Genomic DNA, 13454 nt, shown 5'->3' with positions numbered 1-13454 from the left:
GGGCCTTTTTCTTTGATGTTTTTACTTTATCAGGCAACCGAACCCTTAACCGGGAATTGCATGACATTGCTCACTTCAGCTTCTTCCTCCTCGGCTTTCGCTGACTTGTCTTCAAGCTGCAAGCCACCGGCACGAAGCAGATCAGAGAAGCGGCCACCGCGCGCAGCCAGTTCATCGAAACTGCCGCGCTCGACCAGATGTCCCTTGTCCATGAACAGAACAATATCGGCAGAGCGGACAGTCGAGAGACGGTGCGCAATAATAAAGGTCGTGCGGTTCTGGCTCAGATCATCAACAGCCTGCTTGACCTTTTCTTCAGTCTCAACGTCAAGCGCACTGGTCGCTTCGTCAAGAACGAGGATCGGTGAATCCTTCAGGATAGCGCGGGCAATAGCCAGACGCTGACGTTCGCCACCCGAAAGCTGCGAGCCGCGTTCGCCGACGACCGTGTCATAACCATTGCCCTTGGCGAGAATGAAATCATGCGCAGCAGCAGCCTTGGCAGCGGCATGAACCATATCAGCAGAAGCATTTTCATTACCGACGCGGATGTTTTCTTCCACCGAACGGTTGAATAGACCAGCATCCTGAAACACAGTCGCAATCGCATGACGCAGCGAACGACGGCTAACGGTACGCGTATCGGTACCATCGATCAGAATGCGACCAGCAGCAGGATCAAACACGCGCTGAAGAATATTGATCAGCGTAGTCTTGCCGGCACCGGTTGGACCAACGATAGCGACTGTCTGACCGGGCTTTACTTCAAACGATACGTCATAGACGCCCTGACCCGAATTCGGAAATTCGAAGGTAACATTGTCGAAAACAATGTCGCCCTTGACGTTTTCAAGATCAGTCGCGCCCTGTGGTTCCTGACGGTCGGCAGTCGCGTCTTCCATCTCGAAGAATTCTTCAAGCTTGGCACGTGCTGTTACAGTTTGGTTGATGAAGGCGCTGATCTGGTCAAGACGACCGATCATCAGCTGTGCGAAGCCGATAAAGGCAATCACGTCACCAACGCGCATCTGACCCTTGGTCACGAAATATGCACCGAGCAGCAGCACAATCACCATCGACAGTGTCGAAGCCATGCGGTTCAAACCGCTGGCAAGCGCCCACCAGTTAAGAACTGGAAACTGCACGTTTTCGAGGTTCTTCGCATATTCGCGCAGCGATTTCGTTTCCGAAGAAATGCGGTTATAGCTCTGCACAACCGAAACGTTACTGATTGTATCGCTCACATGCTCGAACAGCTTGTGATGATGCTTTTCAACCGCTGCCTGGCCATCCTTGGTCTTGCGCATGACGAGCTGGCCGATCATCACATAGATGACACCAAGCACGATCAGCACCATGGACATGCGCATATCCATGGTCATCGCGACAGGAACCAGTGCTACCAGAGCCACGACAGTGGTCAGGTGCTGGCGCATAAATTCAAGCCAGAGCGTGAAAAGGGAGTCAGTTGCACGGATCAGCGTGTGCAAGGCATTTGATGTGCCGCGCTTCTGATGCCATGACAGAGGCATGGTGATGATGCGTTCATAGGAGTCGATCATCACACCAAGACGGCGGCGATGGGCGAGGCGGTCAGCCCCGCGCGCCACAAACACGGCTGCGATGATGTTAAATGCACCAAGTGCGGCCCACATGGCGAGCTGCGTAAAAATATCGCCCTTATCGGAGATAGCCTGAATGACCTGACCGAAAAGGATCGGTTCTGCCAGCATGACAAGGGCAACCAATACGCTTGCAATACACATGGTGATCGTTGCAGCTTTCTCCGCCGCAAGATATTCCATGGCTCGCCAGTAGATTTTGAGCAATGACACCTTAGCACTCCCGCTCGTTCTATTTCAGAGGACTACATGGTGCAGTCGCCCTATTCTATCAATATGCAATGATGGCAAGAAGTGGCGAATAGGTGACAAGGTTGACCATAAATTAAAAACAGATGTAACCGAGCGTGAAGATTACAGGGCGCTTTTGTGACAACACTGAGAGCGCATCCAGAAAAGTGGGAAACGGTTTTCGGATGAGATGCGCGTTGAAAAAAGTGTAGAGCGCCGATCTGATTCAATCAGATCGAAACGCGCTCTATTGCTTTTATGCCTAGCAATCTGCCCTTTGCACGTCTATTGACAGTCATAAAAGAGCGGCACGCAAGGCTTGTGCCCCAAAGAAGTATTGATCGGGTTTTTCCATGGCAGGCGTTGAACAAAAAACTGTGGCTACAGACGAGGCGGGTATGCGCCTTGATCGCTGGTTCAAGGTCCATTTTCCGGGGCTCGGCTTTGGCCACCTGCAAAAGCTGCTGCGCTCTGGTCAGGTTCGCGTTGATGGTGGGCGCGCAAAGTCAGACACACGTTTGCAGGCTGGCCAGTCCGTCCGCATTCCGCCAATTGGTGGCGATGAAACGCCAACTGGTCCAGTGACGGCGCGTACTATCCGGTCACAGGATGATGGCGATGTTCTGAAGCAAATGCTGATTTACGAAGATCCGAAGGTCTATGTTTTCAACAAACCTGCGGGTCTGGCAGTGCAGGGCGGTTCGGGTCTTGTTCGCCATGTCGATGGCATGCTGGAAGCGTGGCGCAATAAAAAAGGCGAAAAGCCTCGCCTCGTGCATCGTATCGACCGTGATACGTCAGGCTGCCTTGTTGTTGCAAAAACACGTGGTGCTGCACAGGCACTGACTGCCGCTTTCCGTGAGCGTGATACCAAGAAAACCTATTGGGCTTTAGTGAAGGGCGTTCCGCGCAAGCGCGAAGACAAGATTTCGACGTGGCTTGTGAAAGAGCAGACGCCCGATGGCGACAAGATGCGAGTTTGCCAGCATGGCGAGCCGGATTCTGATCATGCGGTGTCTTATTATCGGATTATCGAAAAGGTCGGTAATAACCTGACCTGGCTGGAGATGGAGCCTTATACAGGCCGTACCCATCAGCTGCGCGTTCACGCCGCCCATATTGGTCATCCGATCATCGGCGACCCTAAATACTTTGAAGCTGACCAAAACTGGGAATTCCCCGGCGGCATTCAGAAGAAACTCCATCTTCATGCACGACGTATTCGCATTCCAAACCCATCTGGCGGCATGATCGACGTCACGGCTCCACTGCCACCGCATATGGTGCAGTCGTGGAACTTGCTGGGCTTTGACGAGGCAGACACGGAAGAGTAATCATGTCGGGTGCTGGAGGGGGATCGGCAGCGGGTACAGTTCCGGGCAAGGCGGCATTTGACGGGCTGGCAATAGCGCTTGTCATGTTTATCATGTTCACATGGGGGCTTAATCAGGTTGCCATCAAGATCGGCAATCGCGGTTTTAATCCCATGCTTATGGCCGCCGGGCGTTCTGCATTGGGCGGAGTTTGTGTCTTCCTTTGGTGTTATTGGAAGCATATTCCGCTTTTCAGGCGCGACGGAACATTAAAACCCGGCATTCTGGCTGGGCTTCTGTTCGGTGTTGAATTCGTTCTGATCTTTCTGGCAATGGAACTGACAAGCGTTGGCCGTGTCGCCCTATTGATGAATGTCATGCCGTTCTGGGTGGCAATCGGCAGTCATTTTCTGTTGGGCGAACGCATGTCGATGCGCGCTTTTATCGGCATGTGTGTCGCATTCTTCGGTGTCGTGATCGTCTTCGCCGACAATAGCAGCAGGCCCGGACCTTACGCGCTCTATGGTGATATTCTGGCATTGATATCTGGTATGTTATGGGGCATGACGACGATTGTTATCAAACGTTCGAAGCTTGCAAGCGCTGCACCAGAAAAGACCTTGCTTTATCAGCTGGCCGTCGCCGCAATCGTGCCGCTGCCATTCATGTTTCTAAGCGGCCCCTTGATCCGTGAACCTGATTTGCTTTCGGTGCTTTCATTTCTGTTTCAGTCGATGTTCGTGGTGGCCGTTACCTATCCGCTGTGGTTCTGGATGATAAGTCGTTATCCCGCTTCCAAATTGTCAAACTTCGCGTTTCTGACGCCTGCGTTTGGCGTGTTGTTGAGCGGACTGCTACTCAATGAAACACTTGGCTGGAAAATCTTTGCGGCACTGGCTCTGATCGGACTTGGCCTCATTATTATCAACCGACGCGGAAAAGCCGGAGCAACTTCATGAAACTCGTCCTCTTTGATTGCGACGGCACACTTGTTGATAGTGGTGACACTATCCACCATTGCATGACGGCTAGTTTTAAAGATGCCGGATTGACGCCGCCGGAAATTGAGCAGACCCATTCGATCATTGGCCTTTCATTGCCCATTGCTATTGCGCAATTGCTTGGCCGCGAAGTTGACGAACAGGCACATTGGCTCACGCAGCGTTACAAGGAAAACTTTGTAAAGTACCGTCAAAACCCTGATTTCGCAGAGCCGCTTTATGACGGTATTTTACCGCTTCTAACTGAGCTTGGTAGCCGCGATGATCTGTTGCTCGGTATTGTCACCGGCAAGTCGCAACGTGGCGTGCGTTCGATTTTTGAACGACACGGCATTGGACATCATTTCGTGACTGTTCGTACTGCTGATGATTGCCCGTCCAAACCGCATCCGGCCATGGTGCTTGAATCCTGTGCCGAAATGGGGATAGAACCAGAGCGAACAATCGTGATCGGTGATGCGATTTACGATATGCAAATGGCCCGTTCAGCGGGTGCGCGTGCCGCTGGTGTTTCGTGGGGCTATCATGAGCCTGACGCACTGAAAGATGCAGGCGCCCACCACGTCATGAACAAGCCTGAAGAACTCCATGCAATTTTGCATGAAATGGATGCTTTGGCATCCTGACCGACAACAATTGGATAGTATTATGCGCGACACTCTGAGCGATCCACAAGCTGAAATGCCGATTTCGCAAACCGACCCGGTAAAGCGCTCACAGGAACTGATGCGCACACCTTTGCCGAAGCGCTTTTATGAAAAGGCGGAAGTAGCTGAAACCGAGGGCGGTTTCACGGTGCATCTGGATGGTCGCCCGGTTAAAACGCCTGCGCGTGCAGTTTTGCTTTTGCCAACAGCGCAAGCGGCTGAAATTATTGCGGAAGAGTTTCGCGCACAGGTGGAAGTTATCGACCCTTCCAAAATGCCTGCAACGCGTTTGGTGAACACAGCCATTGACGGCATTGCACAAGACCCGCAGGCAGTTTTCGAAGATATTTTGCGCTTTGCTGGCACAGATATGATTTGCTATCGCGCCGCAAGCCCAAAAGAACTGGTTGCTCGCCAGACCGAACAATGGGATCCGCTGATCGATTGGGCTGAAGGCCTTGGCGCACGTTTTGCGCTGGCCGAAGGCGTTATGCATGTTGAACAGTCCCGCGAAGCGATTGCAGCTTTCGGCGTTCATCTGACAGAATTCAAAAATCCGATTGCGCTGGCTTCGCTCCATACCATGACCACACTGACGGGCTCCGCACTCGTCGCATTGGCAATTGCCAAGGGCGAAGTGTCTGTAGAAGATGGCTGGAAGCGTGCGCATCTTGACGAAGACTGGACAGTTGAGCATTGGGGTGAAGATGCTGAAGCGCAAGCGCGCCGCAAGACCCGTCACGGCGAAATGCTGGTTGCAGCCCGCGTGTTGCAGGCGCTCTAGTTGTTATTTAGCTAATACGCGTAATATATTGATACAAATAGAAAACCCGGCTTTCGCCGGGTTTTCTTTCGCGTGCATTCTGCACGTCGTTCCCCTCGGTAACTGTCTTAACCGATGCGGGCCGTTTCCGACCCGCAATAGTGGTTAAACCGAGTAGTACATGTCGAACTCGACTGGATGCGGCGTTGTTTCATAACGCAGCACTTCAGCCATCTTAAGTTCGATGAAGCTATCGATCTGATCGTCTTCAAACACGCCGCCAGCTTTGAGGAACTCGCGATCCTTGTCGAGTGCCTGCAGAGCTTCACGAAGCGAACCGCAAACCGTTGGGATCTTCTTGAGTTCCTTTGCGGGCAGATCGTAAAGATCCTTGTCCATCGCCTGTCCTGGATGAATCTTGTTCTTGATACCATCAAGACCAGCCATCAGCAGCGCCGAGAAGCAAAGATATGGATTTGCTGATGGATCCGGGAAGCGAACTTCAAGACGCTTCGACTTCGGCGACGAGCCGAAAGGAATACGGCAGGAAGCCGAACGGTTACGAGCCGAGTAAGCCAGCAAAACTGGAGCTTCATAACCCGGAACCAGACGCTTGTAGGAGTTGGTTGATGGGTTGGTGAATGCGTTTACAGCCTTAGCGTGCTTGATAACGCCGCCGATGAAGAACAGGCAGTTTTCCGACAGACCAGCATATTCATTGCCAGCGAAAGTAGGCTTGCCATCTTTCCAGATCGAGAAGTGGACGTGCATACCCGAGCCGTTATCACCGAAAACTGGCTTTGGCATGAAGGTTGCAGTTTTGCCATAGGCATTAGCGACCTGATGCACGACATATTTCTGGATCTGCATCTTGTCGGCATTGCGTACCAGCGTATCGAATTTCGTGCCCAGTTCGTGCTGTGCAGATGCGACTTCGTGGTGATGCTTTTCAACGGTTACGCCCATTTCCGTCAGAACGGTGAGCATTTCGGAGCGCATATCCTGAAGGCTGTCCACTGGTGGAACCGGGAAATAGCCGCCCTTAACGCGTGGGCGATGACCCATATTGCCAGTTTCGTAATCGGTATCGTCGTTGGACGGCAGTTCGGTCGAGTCGAGCTTGAAGCCGGTGTTGAATGGATCAACCTTGAACTTCACATCGTCGAAGACGAAGAATTCAGCTTCTGGGCCAACATAAACGGTGTCGCCGATGTTGAGCGACTTCATGTAGGATTCAGCCTTCTTTGCAGTCCCGCGTGGATCGCGGCCATAAGCTTCACCCGAAATCGGATCAAGAATGTCGCAGAGAATAACCAGCGTGGACTGCGCGAAGAATGGATCAATGTGGGCTGTTTCTGGATCTGGCTTCAGAACCATGTCGGATTCGTTGATAGCCTTCCAGCCGCCAATCGAAGAGCCGTCGAACATAACGCCGTCTTCAAACATTTCTTCGTCAACGAGGCCAACATCCATCGTGACGTGATGCAGCTTGCCCTTTGGGTCGGTGAAGCGAAGGTCAACAAACTTAACGTCGTTGTCTTTGATCTGTTTCAGAATGTCATTGGCAGTCGTCATTTTAATATCCTGTTTGCACGGCGATGTTCGGTAGGCGGATGTCTTTTGGCGTGATTGCGTTAAATCGCGTCCACACCGGACTCGCCGGTACGGATACGGATAACTTCTTCGATATTGGAAACGAAAATCTTACCGTCACCAATGCGGCCTGTCTGGGCCGCTTTGCGAATAGCTTCAATAGCGCCGTCAACTGTTTCGTCGGCGACGATGACTTCGACTTTCACCTTGGGAAGAAAATCGACGACATATTCCGCACCGCGATAAAGCTCGGTGTGGCCCTTCTGACGGCCAAAGCCCTTGGCTTCAATGACCGTAATACCCTGCAGACCAACTTCCTGAAGAGCTTCCTTCACTTCGTCGAGTTTGAAAGGCTTAATAATGGCTTCGATCTTTTTCATCAGAGAATGGTCTCCGCTCGTGTTCGGAAATGGGCATCGTGCCCGCTTCCCTAAAATAGAAGCATGAACTGTGCCAACTTGATAGATGTTGGTCGATTTTTCAATTTTTTATTCATTTTGGGTGATTTTTCCCAAAATATCTGCAGCTTCACCATGGCAAATGACGTTCTTGTCGAGGCTAGCGCATTTTTTAAAATTTCAAAAGTTCAAGTTCTTTGCCACAGACTGGCATTATTATTGGCATCAGCACAAGCTGCCCTGCGTGAAAGATTTTTAACAAGGTTTCAATCTTGTTAGCTGTGATTAAAAAATAGCCATAATGCAATAAACTTCATCAGGCTTGCGTAAAGTTGTCTGCCGCGTAATTAATCACGTTCATTGCAGAGGAAGGTGCCGCCCATGTTTGAACTGCTGACCCCGGAGCAAATGTCGCGTGCAGATGCGATGACAATTGAAAGCGGTACGCGCGACGGTTTTTCTCTCATGCTTGCTGCTGGCCATGCAGTTGCTGAAGTGGCGCGGAATATGTTTCCTACACAAGGACCAATCGCAATTCTATGCGGGCCGGGGAACAACGGCGGTGACGGCTATGTGGCAGCGCAGTTTCTTATCGAGGCGGGACGCGAAGTCATTTGTTTTGGAACCAAACAGCCGCATGAAGGCAGCGATGCAATGCGAGCACTGGATTTTTACAAGGGCGAAGTTCGTCGCTTAAGCGCGATGGTACCGGCCGACTTCGTTGGCATTATAGATGCGCTCTATGGTGCGGGCTTGTCACGTCCGGTCGATGGCGTTGAGGCGCGTGTTATCGAAAGCGTCAACACATCAGATGTTCCGGTGCTTGCCATTGATTTGCCAAGCGGTATTTCGGGTTTAAACGGACAGGTGCTTGGCAACGCCATCAAAGCACGCGCAACCGTAACCTTTTTTCGCAAAAAGCCGGGGCATCTTTTGCAACCGGCTCGCACGCATTGCGGTGTGCTTCATGTTGCAGACATTGGCATCTTGGATAATGTGCTTGTAAAGATTGCGCCAAATACATTCGAAAACGCGCCGGAACTTTGGCACGATCAGCTACCCGCATTGTCAATCAACGCGCATAAATATAGTCGCGGTCATGCCGTTGTCTTTTCTGGTCCGGCACATTCAACAGGCGCAGCGCGACTGTCCGCAATGGCTGCTGCACGAAGTGGTGCAGGGGCTGTTACCCTTCTATCGCCACCTGACGCGGTTGCAACAAATGCCACTCATCTGACGAGCATAATGGTGCGCGAGACGCGGAGTATCAGAGATGTAGAAGCATTTTTGATTGATCGTAAGGTTGCGGCCTGTGTTCTCGGCCCGGGCTATGGCAGTGCCAAGTTTGCGCGCGACCACGCTCTGATGCTTCTGTCAGCAGCGAATAATCGCGCGGAACATTTAAAGGGATTGGTACTTGATGCGGACGGCTTAACCGCCTTCGAGGAAAAGCCAGAACAACTTTTCAGTGCAAAACGCAGTGATCACACGGCGCTCGTACTCACTCCGCATGAAGGTGAGTTTCGACGTTTATTTCCCGATATTGCTGCCGATAACGAAACATCAAAGCCAGATAAAGCACGTCAAGCAGCCAAACTGTCCAACGCTGTGGTGATTTACAAGGGACCAGATACGGTCATTGCAGCACCTGATGGGCGTGCGGCTATCAATGCCAATGGCACGCCACTCTTAGCGACAGCCGGATCGGGCGATGTGCTTGCTGGCATCATCTGCGGATTGCTCTCACAAGGAATGCCAGCATTTGAAGCCGCAAGCGCTGCCGTATGGATGCATGCCGATGCTGCACGTCGTTTCGGTCATGGCCTTATTGCCGATGATTTACCGCTACAACTGCCTGCCGTCTGGTCAGCTCTCGAACGATCAACGTCCTGAAATGCGGCTGTTTCCGCTGCCAACGTCAACTGTGATGCTACCAGAAACCGACACATCAGTATTACCGACACGGAAGTTTTTCCATGTTCCGCCTTGCTGATTGTCTGGTTCAGGCGCAGGCGGTGGCGCTGATACGATTGGCGTTTGCGGTTTCACTCCGGGTAGGCCAGTTGGTGTCGGTTCATTTGCAAAAGCAAATGCTGATATTGTTGTCGAGAAAACAGCCGTAAGCATAAGTATTTTATTCATAATCATACTCCCTTACACCTTATCTGCGACGGCCTCTAAAAGCTGATCTGCCATTTCGAGCGTGAACTCATCATAGTGCGAAATGACGCGGCTCGGTTCATAATGCTGAACTGGCAAATCAGTATATCCAAAATCGACCGCCACGACAGGAATGCCTGCGGCTTTCGCAGTATCAATATCGGTACGGCTATCACCAACCATAATAGCGAGGTCGCGATTGCCGCCTGCAAGAGCGATGGTTTCCGTCAAATGACGAGGGTCAGGCTTGCGGAATGCAAATGTATCCGCGCCGCAAATGGCAGCGAAACGATGCGCTTCACCCATTGCCTTCAACAGCTTTACTGCCAGCGCTTCAAACTTATTGGTGCAAACTGCGAGCGTATAGCCATTGGCCGTGAATCGATCCATGGCTTCAAGCACACCCGGATAGAATGATGAATGTCCTGGCATGTGCGTACTATAATGCTCGCGAAATTCTTCAACCAACTCATCGAGCTTCGCGTCATCTACCTGCTTTTGCTGTGCCGCAAAGGCGCGTTCAATCATAACGCGTCCACCTTGGCCGACAAAGCGGCGAAGCGCGTCATTATCTGCTGTCTTTAAACCGGAAATCGAAAGGCAATGATTTAAGCTATCCAGAAGGTCCGGTGCGGTTTCAACCAATGTTCCGTCGAGATCGAACACAATGATTGGTTTGGAATTGGCAGCGGACATAATGTTTCCTTCTGGAATTGATCTTCCCATTGCTAGCTGATCTTTCAGATAGGCTCAAGTTTGTGTCTTCTCAAGACAAAGCTGAAACAAGAGTTCATCGCAAAAATAACGATAAATTGTATTGAGAGCTTTGTTGCTTTGCCCACGCATGCTAGAGGCGTTGCCGGAGAAGGATGAGAATCCGCTGGGAAGACAGGAATTCTGAGCATGGATGAAGCACGCAAGCTGAAAATCGCCGCCGCTGCCGAGGCATTGACGCACGTCAAAGACGGAATGCGTCTTGGAATTGGGACTGGCTCTACCGCAGAAGAATTTGTGCGTCTGCTGGCTGAAAAGGTGAAGAGCGGTTTCAAGGTTATCGGCGTGCCGACATCGGAGCGCACCGCAGAGCTCTGTGCTGAACTTGGCATTGCGCTGACAACGCTTGAAGAAACGCCACATCTTGATCTGACAATTGACGGCGCTGATGAAGTTGATCCCAATCTGTCGGTTATCAAGGGCGGCGGTGGCGCTTTGCTTCGTGAGAAGATCGTAGCAACTGCGTCTGATTCGATGATCGTTATTGCCGATGGATCGAAAGTTGTTGAAACACTCGGCCGTTTTCCTTTGCCAATCGAAGTCAATCGCTTTGGCCTTAAAGCGACTTTGCTCGGTATTGAGGCCGCTGCATCGCAATGTGGTCTTGCAGGTCCACTCGTCCTGCGGTTAAAAGATGGCGCGCCATTTGTAACGGATGGTGGACATTATATCGTGGATGCATCTTTTGGCCGCATTCCCGATCCAAAGATTCTCTCTGACGCTCTCTTCGCCATACCGGGTGTTGTTGAGCACGGACTTTTTATCGGACTGGCACGCGCCGCAATCATCGCTGGCGCTGACGGTATCCGAACCATGAACCGGCCTTGAGGGGCCGATACGAATTGTTTGAACGGAGTACCGACCATATGATCCCGGCAACTGGCTTCCGCCGTCTGATTGCACCGTTTTCCGCACTTGTCCTGATGTCAGGCATCCATGCGGCATCTGCGCAGGAAATTTCCGCATCGCATCTCGATGCTGCCCGCGCGGCAATCGCTTCGATTCAGGCAACTGAACAGTTCGATGAAATTCTGCCAAGCGCAGCACGCGCACTCAAGGGTGAGCTGATCCAGAAGGATCCAAACCTTGAAGCCCTCATCACCAAGACCGTTGATGACAAGGCTATTGCTTTGGCTGCACGCCGCGCTGATCTCGAAACCGAATCTGCCCGCGCTTATGCCAATGCGTTCAGTGAAGACGAACTCAAGGCAATCGCTGCGTTCTACACATCGGATGCAGGCAAGAAGCTTCTTGCAGAAGGCCCAATCGTAACCCGTGAAGTCGTGAAAGCTGCAAATATCTGGCAGAACGGCATTGCGCGCGATCTCGCGACCTCTGTTGCAGAAGTTCTCGCAGCACAGGCTGGTGCAGCCGCTGTTCCTGAACAGCCAGCTCAGTAATATTTTGCGATAGTCACGTAGAATTTAAAAGCCCGGCGACTTGGCCGGGCTTTTTCTTTTGCTTACATAAGTCGAAGAAACAGATTTGAATGGAGAGTCCCATGGCCGGTTATGATTATGATCTTTTTGTTATCGGCGGTGGCTCCGGTGGTGTACGGGCAGGGCGACTTGCCGGTGCTATGGGCAAAAAGGTTGGTCTGGCCGAAGAATATCGCATGGGCGGAACCTGCGTCATTCGCGGCTGTGTTCCTAAAAAGCTGTTTGTCTATGCTTCGCAATTTCCAGAGCATTTTGAAGATGCAGCTGGCTATGGCTGGGACGTTGGCAAATCAAGCTTTGAGTGGACGAAGCTTATTGAAGCCAAAGACAAAGAAATTGACCGGCTTGAAGGCCTTTACCGCAAAGGTCTGGAAAATTCGAAAGTCGAGATTTTCGCAAGCCGTGCAGAGCTGATTGATGCTCATACGATTGAACTGAAAGCTGATGGCCGTCGTGTGACTGCAGATCAGATTCTGATTGCAACTGGTGGTCATGCCAGTGTGCATGAATCCCTGCCGGGCGCAGAATATTGCATCACCTCCAATGAGGCCTTTCATCTCGAAAAACTGCCAAAGGCCATCGTCATTGCTGGCGGCGGCTATATTGCTGTTGAGTTTGCCAATATTTTCCATGGTCTTGGCGTTGAAACCACGATTGTCTATCGCGGCAAAGAAATCCTGTCGCGCTTTGATCATGATCTGCGTCATCTGCTGCATGAAACTATGGAAGCCAAAGGTATCCGCATCATATGCGGGGCGGTTTTCGAGAAGGTTGAAAAACAGGCTGATGGCGAGCTGAAAGTTTCGCTGACCAATGGTGAAACGCTGAATGTCGGTCAGGTGATGATGGCAATCGGCCGCAAACCCAACACAAAGGGTCTAGGCCTCGAAAAAGCTGGCGTTAAAACAGACGCGCTCGGCGCAATCGAAGTGGATGACTATTCACGCACCAGCACGTCGAACATCTGGGCCGTGGGTGACGTGATCAATCGCGTTCAGCTGACCCCAGTGGCCATCCATGAAGCCATGTGCTTCCTTGAAACAGCGTTCAAGGACAATCCAACCAAGCCAGATCATGATTTGATTGCTACAGCAGTGTTCTCGCAGCCTGAAATCGGCACTGTTGGCTTGCCGGAAGATGAAGCTGCAAAGAAATATGCTGAACTGGAAATCTATCGCGCGCTTTTCCGCCCGATGAAGAACACGCTTTCGGGGCGCAATGAAAAGATGCTGATGAAGCTCATCGTTGATGCCGAAAGCCGCAAGGTTGTCGGTGCGCACATCATGGGGCCAGATGCGGGTGAAATGGCGCAATTGCTCGGCATTTCATTGAAGGCTGGTGCAACCAAGGATGACTTCGACCGCACCATGGCCGTGCATCCGACAGCAGCGGAAGAGCTGGTCACAATGTATAAGCCGACCTACAGTGTCGTGAACGGCAAGAAGGTCGAAAACTGAACTTTCGTATCCTTCCAATCCTGTTAACGATTCTCGCTGGTATAAAGTGAGCGTCT

Annotated in this window: 13 protein-coding genes; 8 read left to right on the top strand and 5 right to left on the bottom strand. The window is 51.6% G+C overall.

Annotated elements, in window-relative coordinates; translation table 11 throughout:
* Positions 1-29 precede the first annotated feature (29 nt).
* On the bottom strand, positions 30-1835 hold the full coding sequence (locus J2782_RS03375; protein ID WP_310010135.1) for a glucan ABC transporter ATP-binding protein/ permease: 1806 nt from the start codon (positions 1833-1835) through the stop codon (positions 30-32).
* 371 nt (positions 1836-2206) lie between these two features.
* Between J2782_RS03375 and J2782_RS03370 the strand changes: the two genes are divergently transcribed.
* Genes J2782_RS03370 through J2782_RS03355 form a run of 4 tightly spaced genes read left to right on the top strand, consistent with a single transcriptional unit; the run spans position 2207 to position 5598 of the window.
* A complete protein-coding gene (locus tag J2782_RS03370) occupies positions 2207-3187 on the top strand; it encodes an RluA family pseudouridine synthase (RefSeq protein WP_310010134.1) in 981 nt (326 codons plus the stop codon).
* 2 nt (positions 3188-3189) lie between these two features.
* On the top strand, positions 3190-4125 hold the full coding sequence (locus tag J2782_RS03365) for a DMT family transporter (RefSeq protein WP_310010133.1): 936 nt from the start codon (positions 3190-3192) through the stop codon (positions 4123-4125).
* Positions 4122-4793: an HAD-IA family hydrolase gene (locus tag J2782_RS03360; protein ID WP_310010132.1), complete on the top strand. Its 672-nt coding sequence runs from the start codon at positions 4122-4124 to the stop codon at positions 4791-4793. The genes J2782_RS03365 and J2782_RS03360 overlap by 4 nt, the downstream gene beginning before the upstream one ends.
* A gap of 22 nt (positions 4794-4815) precedes the next feature.
* On the top strand, positions 4816-5598 hold the full coding sequence (locus J2782_RS03355; protein ID WP_310010131.1) for an ATP12 family chaperone protein: 783 nt from the start codon (positions 4816-4818) through the stop codon (positions 5596-5598).
* Positions 5599-5742: 144 nt separating this feature from the next.
* On the opposite strand, the gene glnA is transcribed toward J2782_RS03355, so the two are convergent.
* Positions 5743-7152: a type I glutamate--ammonia ligase gene (gene glnA / locus J2782_RS03350; RefSeq protein ID WP_310010130.1), complete on the bottom strand. Its 1410-nt coding sequence runs from the start codon at positions 7150-7152 to the stop codon at positions 5743-5745.
* A gap of 59 nt (positions 7153-7211) precedes the next feature.
* A complete protein-coding gene (locus tag J2782_RS03345) occupies positions 7212-7550 on the bottom strand; it encodes a P-II family nitrogen regulator (RefSeq protein ID WP_007874909.1) in 339 nt (112 codons plus the stop codon).
* A 399-nt stretch (positions 7551-7949) separates the two neighbouring features.
* Here J2782_RS03345 and J2782_RS03340 point away from each other — a divergent pair, with 399 nt between their 5' ends.
* Positions 7950-9461, top strand: a complete 1512-nt coding sequence (locus J2782_RS03340) for an NAD(P)H-hydrate dehydratase (protein ID WP_310010129.1) — start codon at positions 7950-7952, stop codon at positions 9459-9461.
* Here J2782_RS03340 and J2782_RS03335 read toward each other — a convergent pair.
* Together J2782_RS03335 and J2782_RS03330 are read right to left on the bottom strand one after the other, a co-directional pair.
* Complete coding sequence (locus J2782_RS03335) at positions 9450-9716, bottom strand: hypothetical protein (protein ID WP_310010128.1); 267 nt, start codon at positions 9714-9716, stop codon at positions 9450-9452. The genes J2782_RS03340 and J2782_RS03335 overlap by 12 nt on opposite strands.
* Positions 9717-9722: 6 nt before the next feature.
* Entirely contained in the window at positions 9723-10424 is a 702-nt protein-coding gene (locus J2782_RS03330) for an HAD family hydrolase (protein WP_310010127.1), read from the bottom strand.
* A 207-nt stretch (positions 10425-10631) separates the two neighbouring features.
* Between J2782_RS03330 and rpiA the strand changes: the two genes are divergently transcribed.
* The 3 genes from rpiA (at position 10632) to gor (ending at position 13398) form a co-directional block, all read left to right on the top strand.
* Positions 10632-11330, top strand: a complete 699-nt coding sequence (rpiA, locus tag J2782_RS03325) for a ribose-5-phosphate isomerase RpiA (RefSeq protein ID WP_310010126.1) — start codon at positions 10632-10634, stop codon at positions 11328-11330.
* Positions 11331-11368: 38 nt separating this feature from the next.
* Positions 11369-11902: a DUF2059 domain-containing protein gene (locus tag J2782_RS03320; protein ID WP_310010125.1), complete on the top strand. Its 534-nt coding sequence runs from the start codon at positions 11369-11371 to the stop codon at positions 11900-11902.
* A gap of 101 nt (positions 11903-12003) precedes the next feature.
* Positions 12004-13398 (top strand): glutathione-disulfide reductase, encoded by a 1395-nt coding sequence (gene gor, locus J2782_RS03315; protein ID WP_310010124.1) that lies wholly within the window; start codon positions 12004-12006, stop codon positions 13396-13398.
* Positions 13399-13454 lie beyond the last annotated feature (56 nt).

Source organism: Brucella pseudogrignonensis, assembly GCF_031454375.1.
GTDB classification, from domain to species: domain Bacteria; phylum Pseudomonadota; class Alphaproteobacteria; order Rhizobiales; family Rhizobiaceae; genus Brucella; species Brucella pseudogrignonensis_A.
Note: the sequence above shows the minus strand (reverse complement) of the source record. Positions and strands in the feature narration are given on the sequence as shown.

Coding starts and splice junctions, on each gene's coding strand:
- J2782_RS03370 (WP_310010134.1), top strand. CDS start 2,207: ATGGCAGGCGTTGAACAAAAAACTGTGGCTACAGACGAGGCGGGTATG.
- J2782_RS03365 (WP_310010133.1), top strand. CDS start 3,190: ATGTCGGGTGCTGGAGGGGGATCGGCAGCGGGTACAGTTCCGGGCAAG.
- J2782_RS03360 (WP_310010132.1), top strand. CDS start 4,122: ATGAAACTCGTCCTCTTTGATTGCGACGGCACACTTGTTGATAGTGGT.
- J2782_RS03355 (WP_310010131.1), top strand. CDS start 4,816: ATGCGCGACACTCTGAGCGATCCACAAGCTGAAATGCCGATTTCGCAA.
- glnA (WP_310010130.1), bottom strand. CDS start 7,152: ATGACGACTGCCAATGACATTCTGAAACAGATCAAAGACAACGACGTT.
- J2782_RS03345 (WP_007874909.1), bottom strand. CDS start 7,550: ATGAAAAAGATCGAAGCCATTATTAAGCCTTTCAAACTCGACGAAGTG.
- J2782_RS03340 (WP_310010129.1), top strand. CDS start 7,950: ATGTTTGAACTGCTGACCCCGGAGCAAATGTCGCGTGCAGATGCGATG.
- J2782_RS03335 (WP_310010128.1), bottom strand. CDS start 9,716: ATGATTATGAATAAAATACTTATGCTTACGGCTGTTTTCTCGACAACA.
- J2782_RS03330 (WP_310010127.1), bottom strand. CDS start 10,424: ATGTCCGCTGCCAATTCCAAACCAATCATTGTGTTCGATCTCGACGGA.
- rpiA (WP_310010126.1), top strand. CDS start 10,632: ATGGATGAAGCACGCAAGCTGAAAATCGCCGCCGCTGCCGAGGCATTG.
- J2782_RS03320 (WP_310010125.1), top strand. CDS start 11,369: ATGATCCCGGCAACTGGCTTCCGCCGTCTGATTGCACCGTTTTCCGCA.
- gor (WP_310010124.1), top strand. CDS start 12,004: ATGGCCGGTTATGATTATGATCTTTTTGTTATCGGCGGTGGCTCCGGT.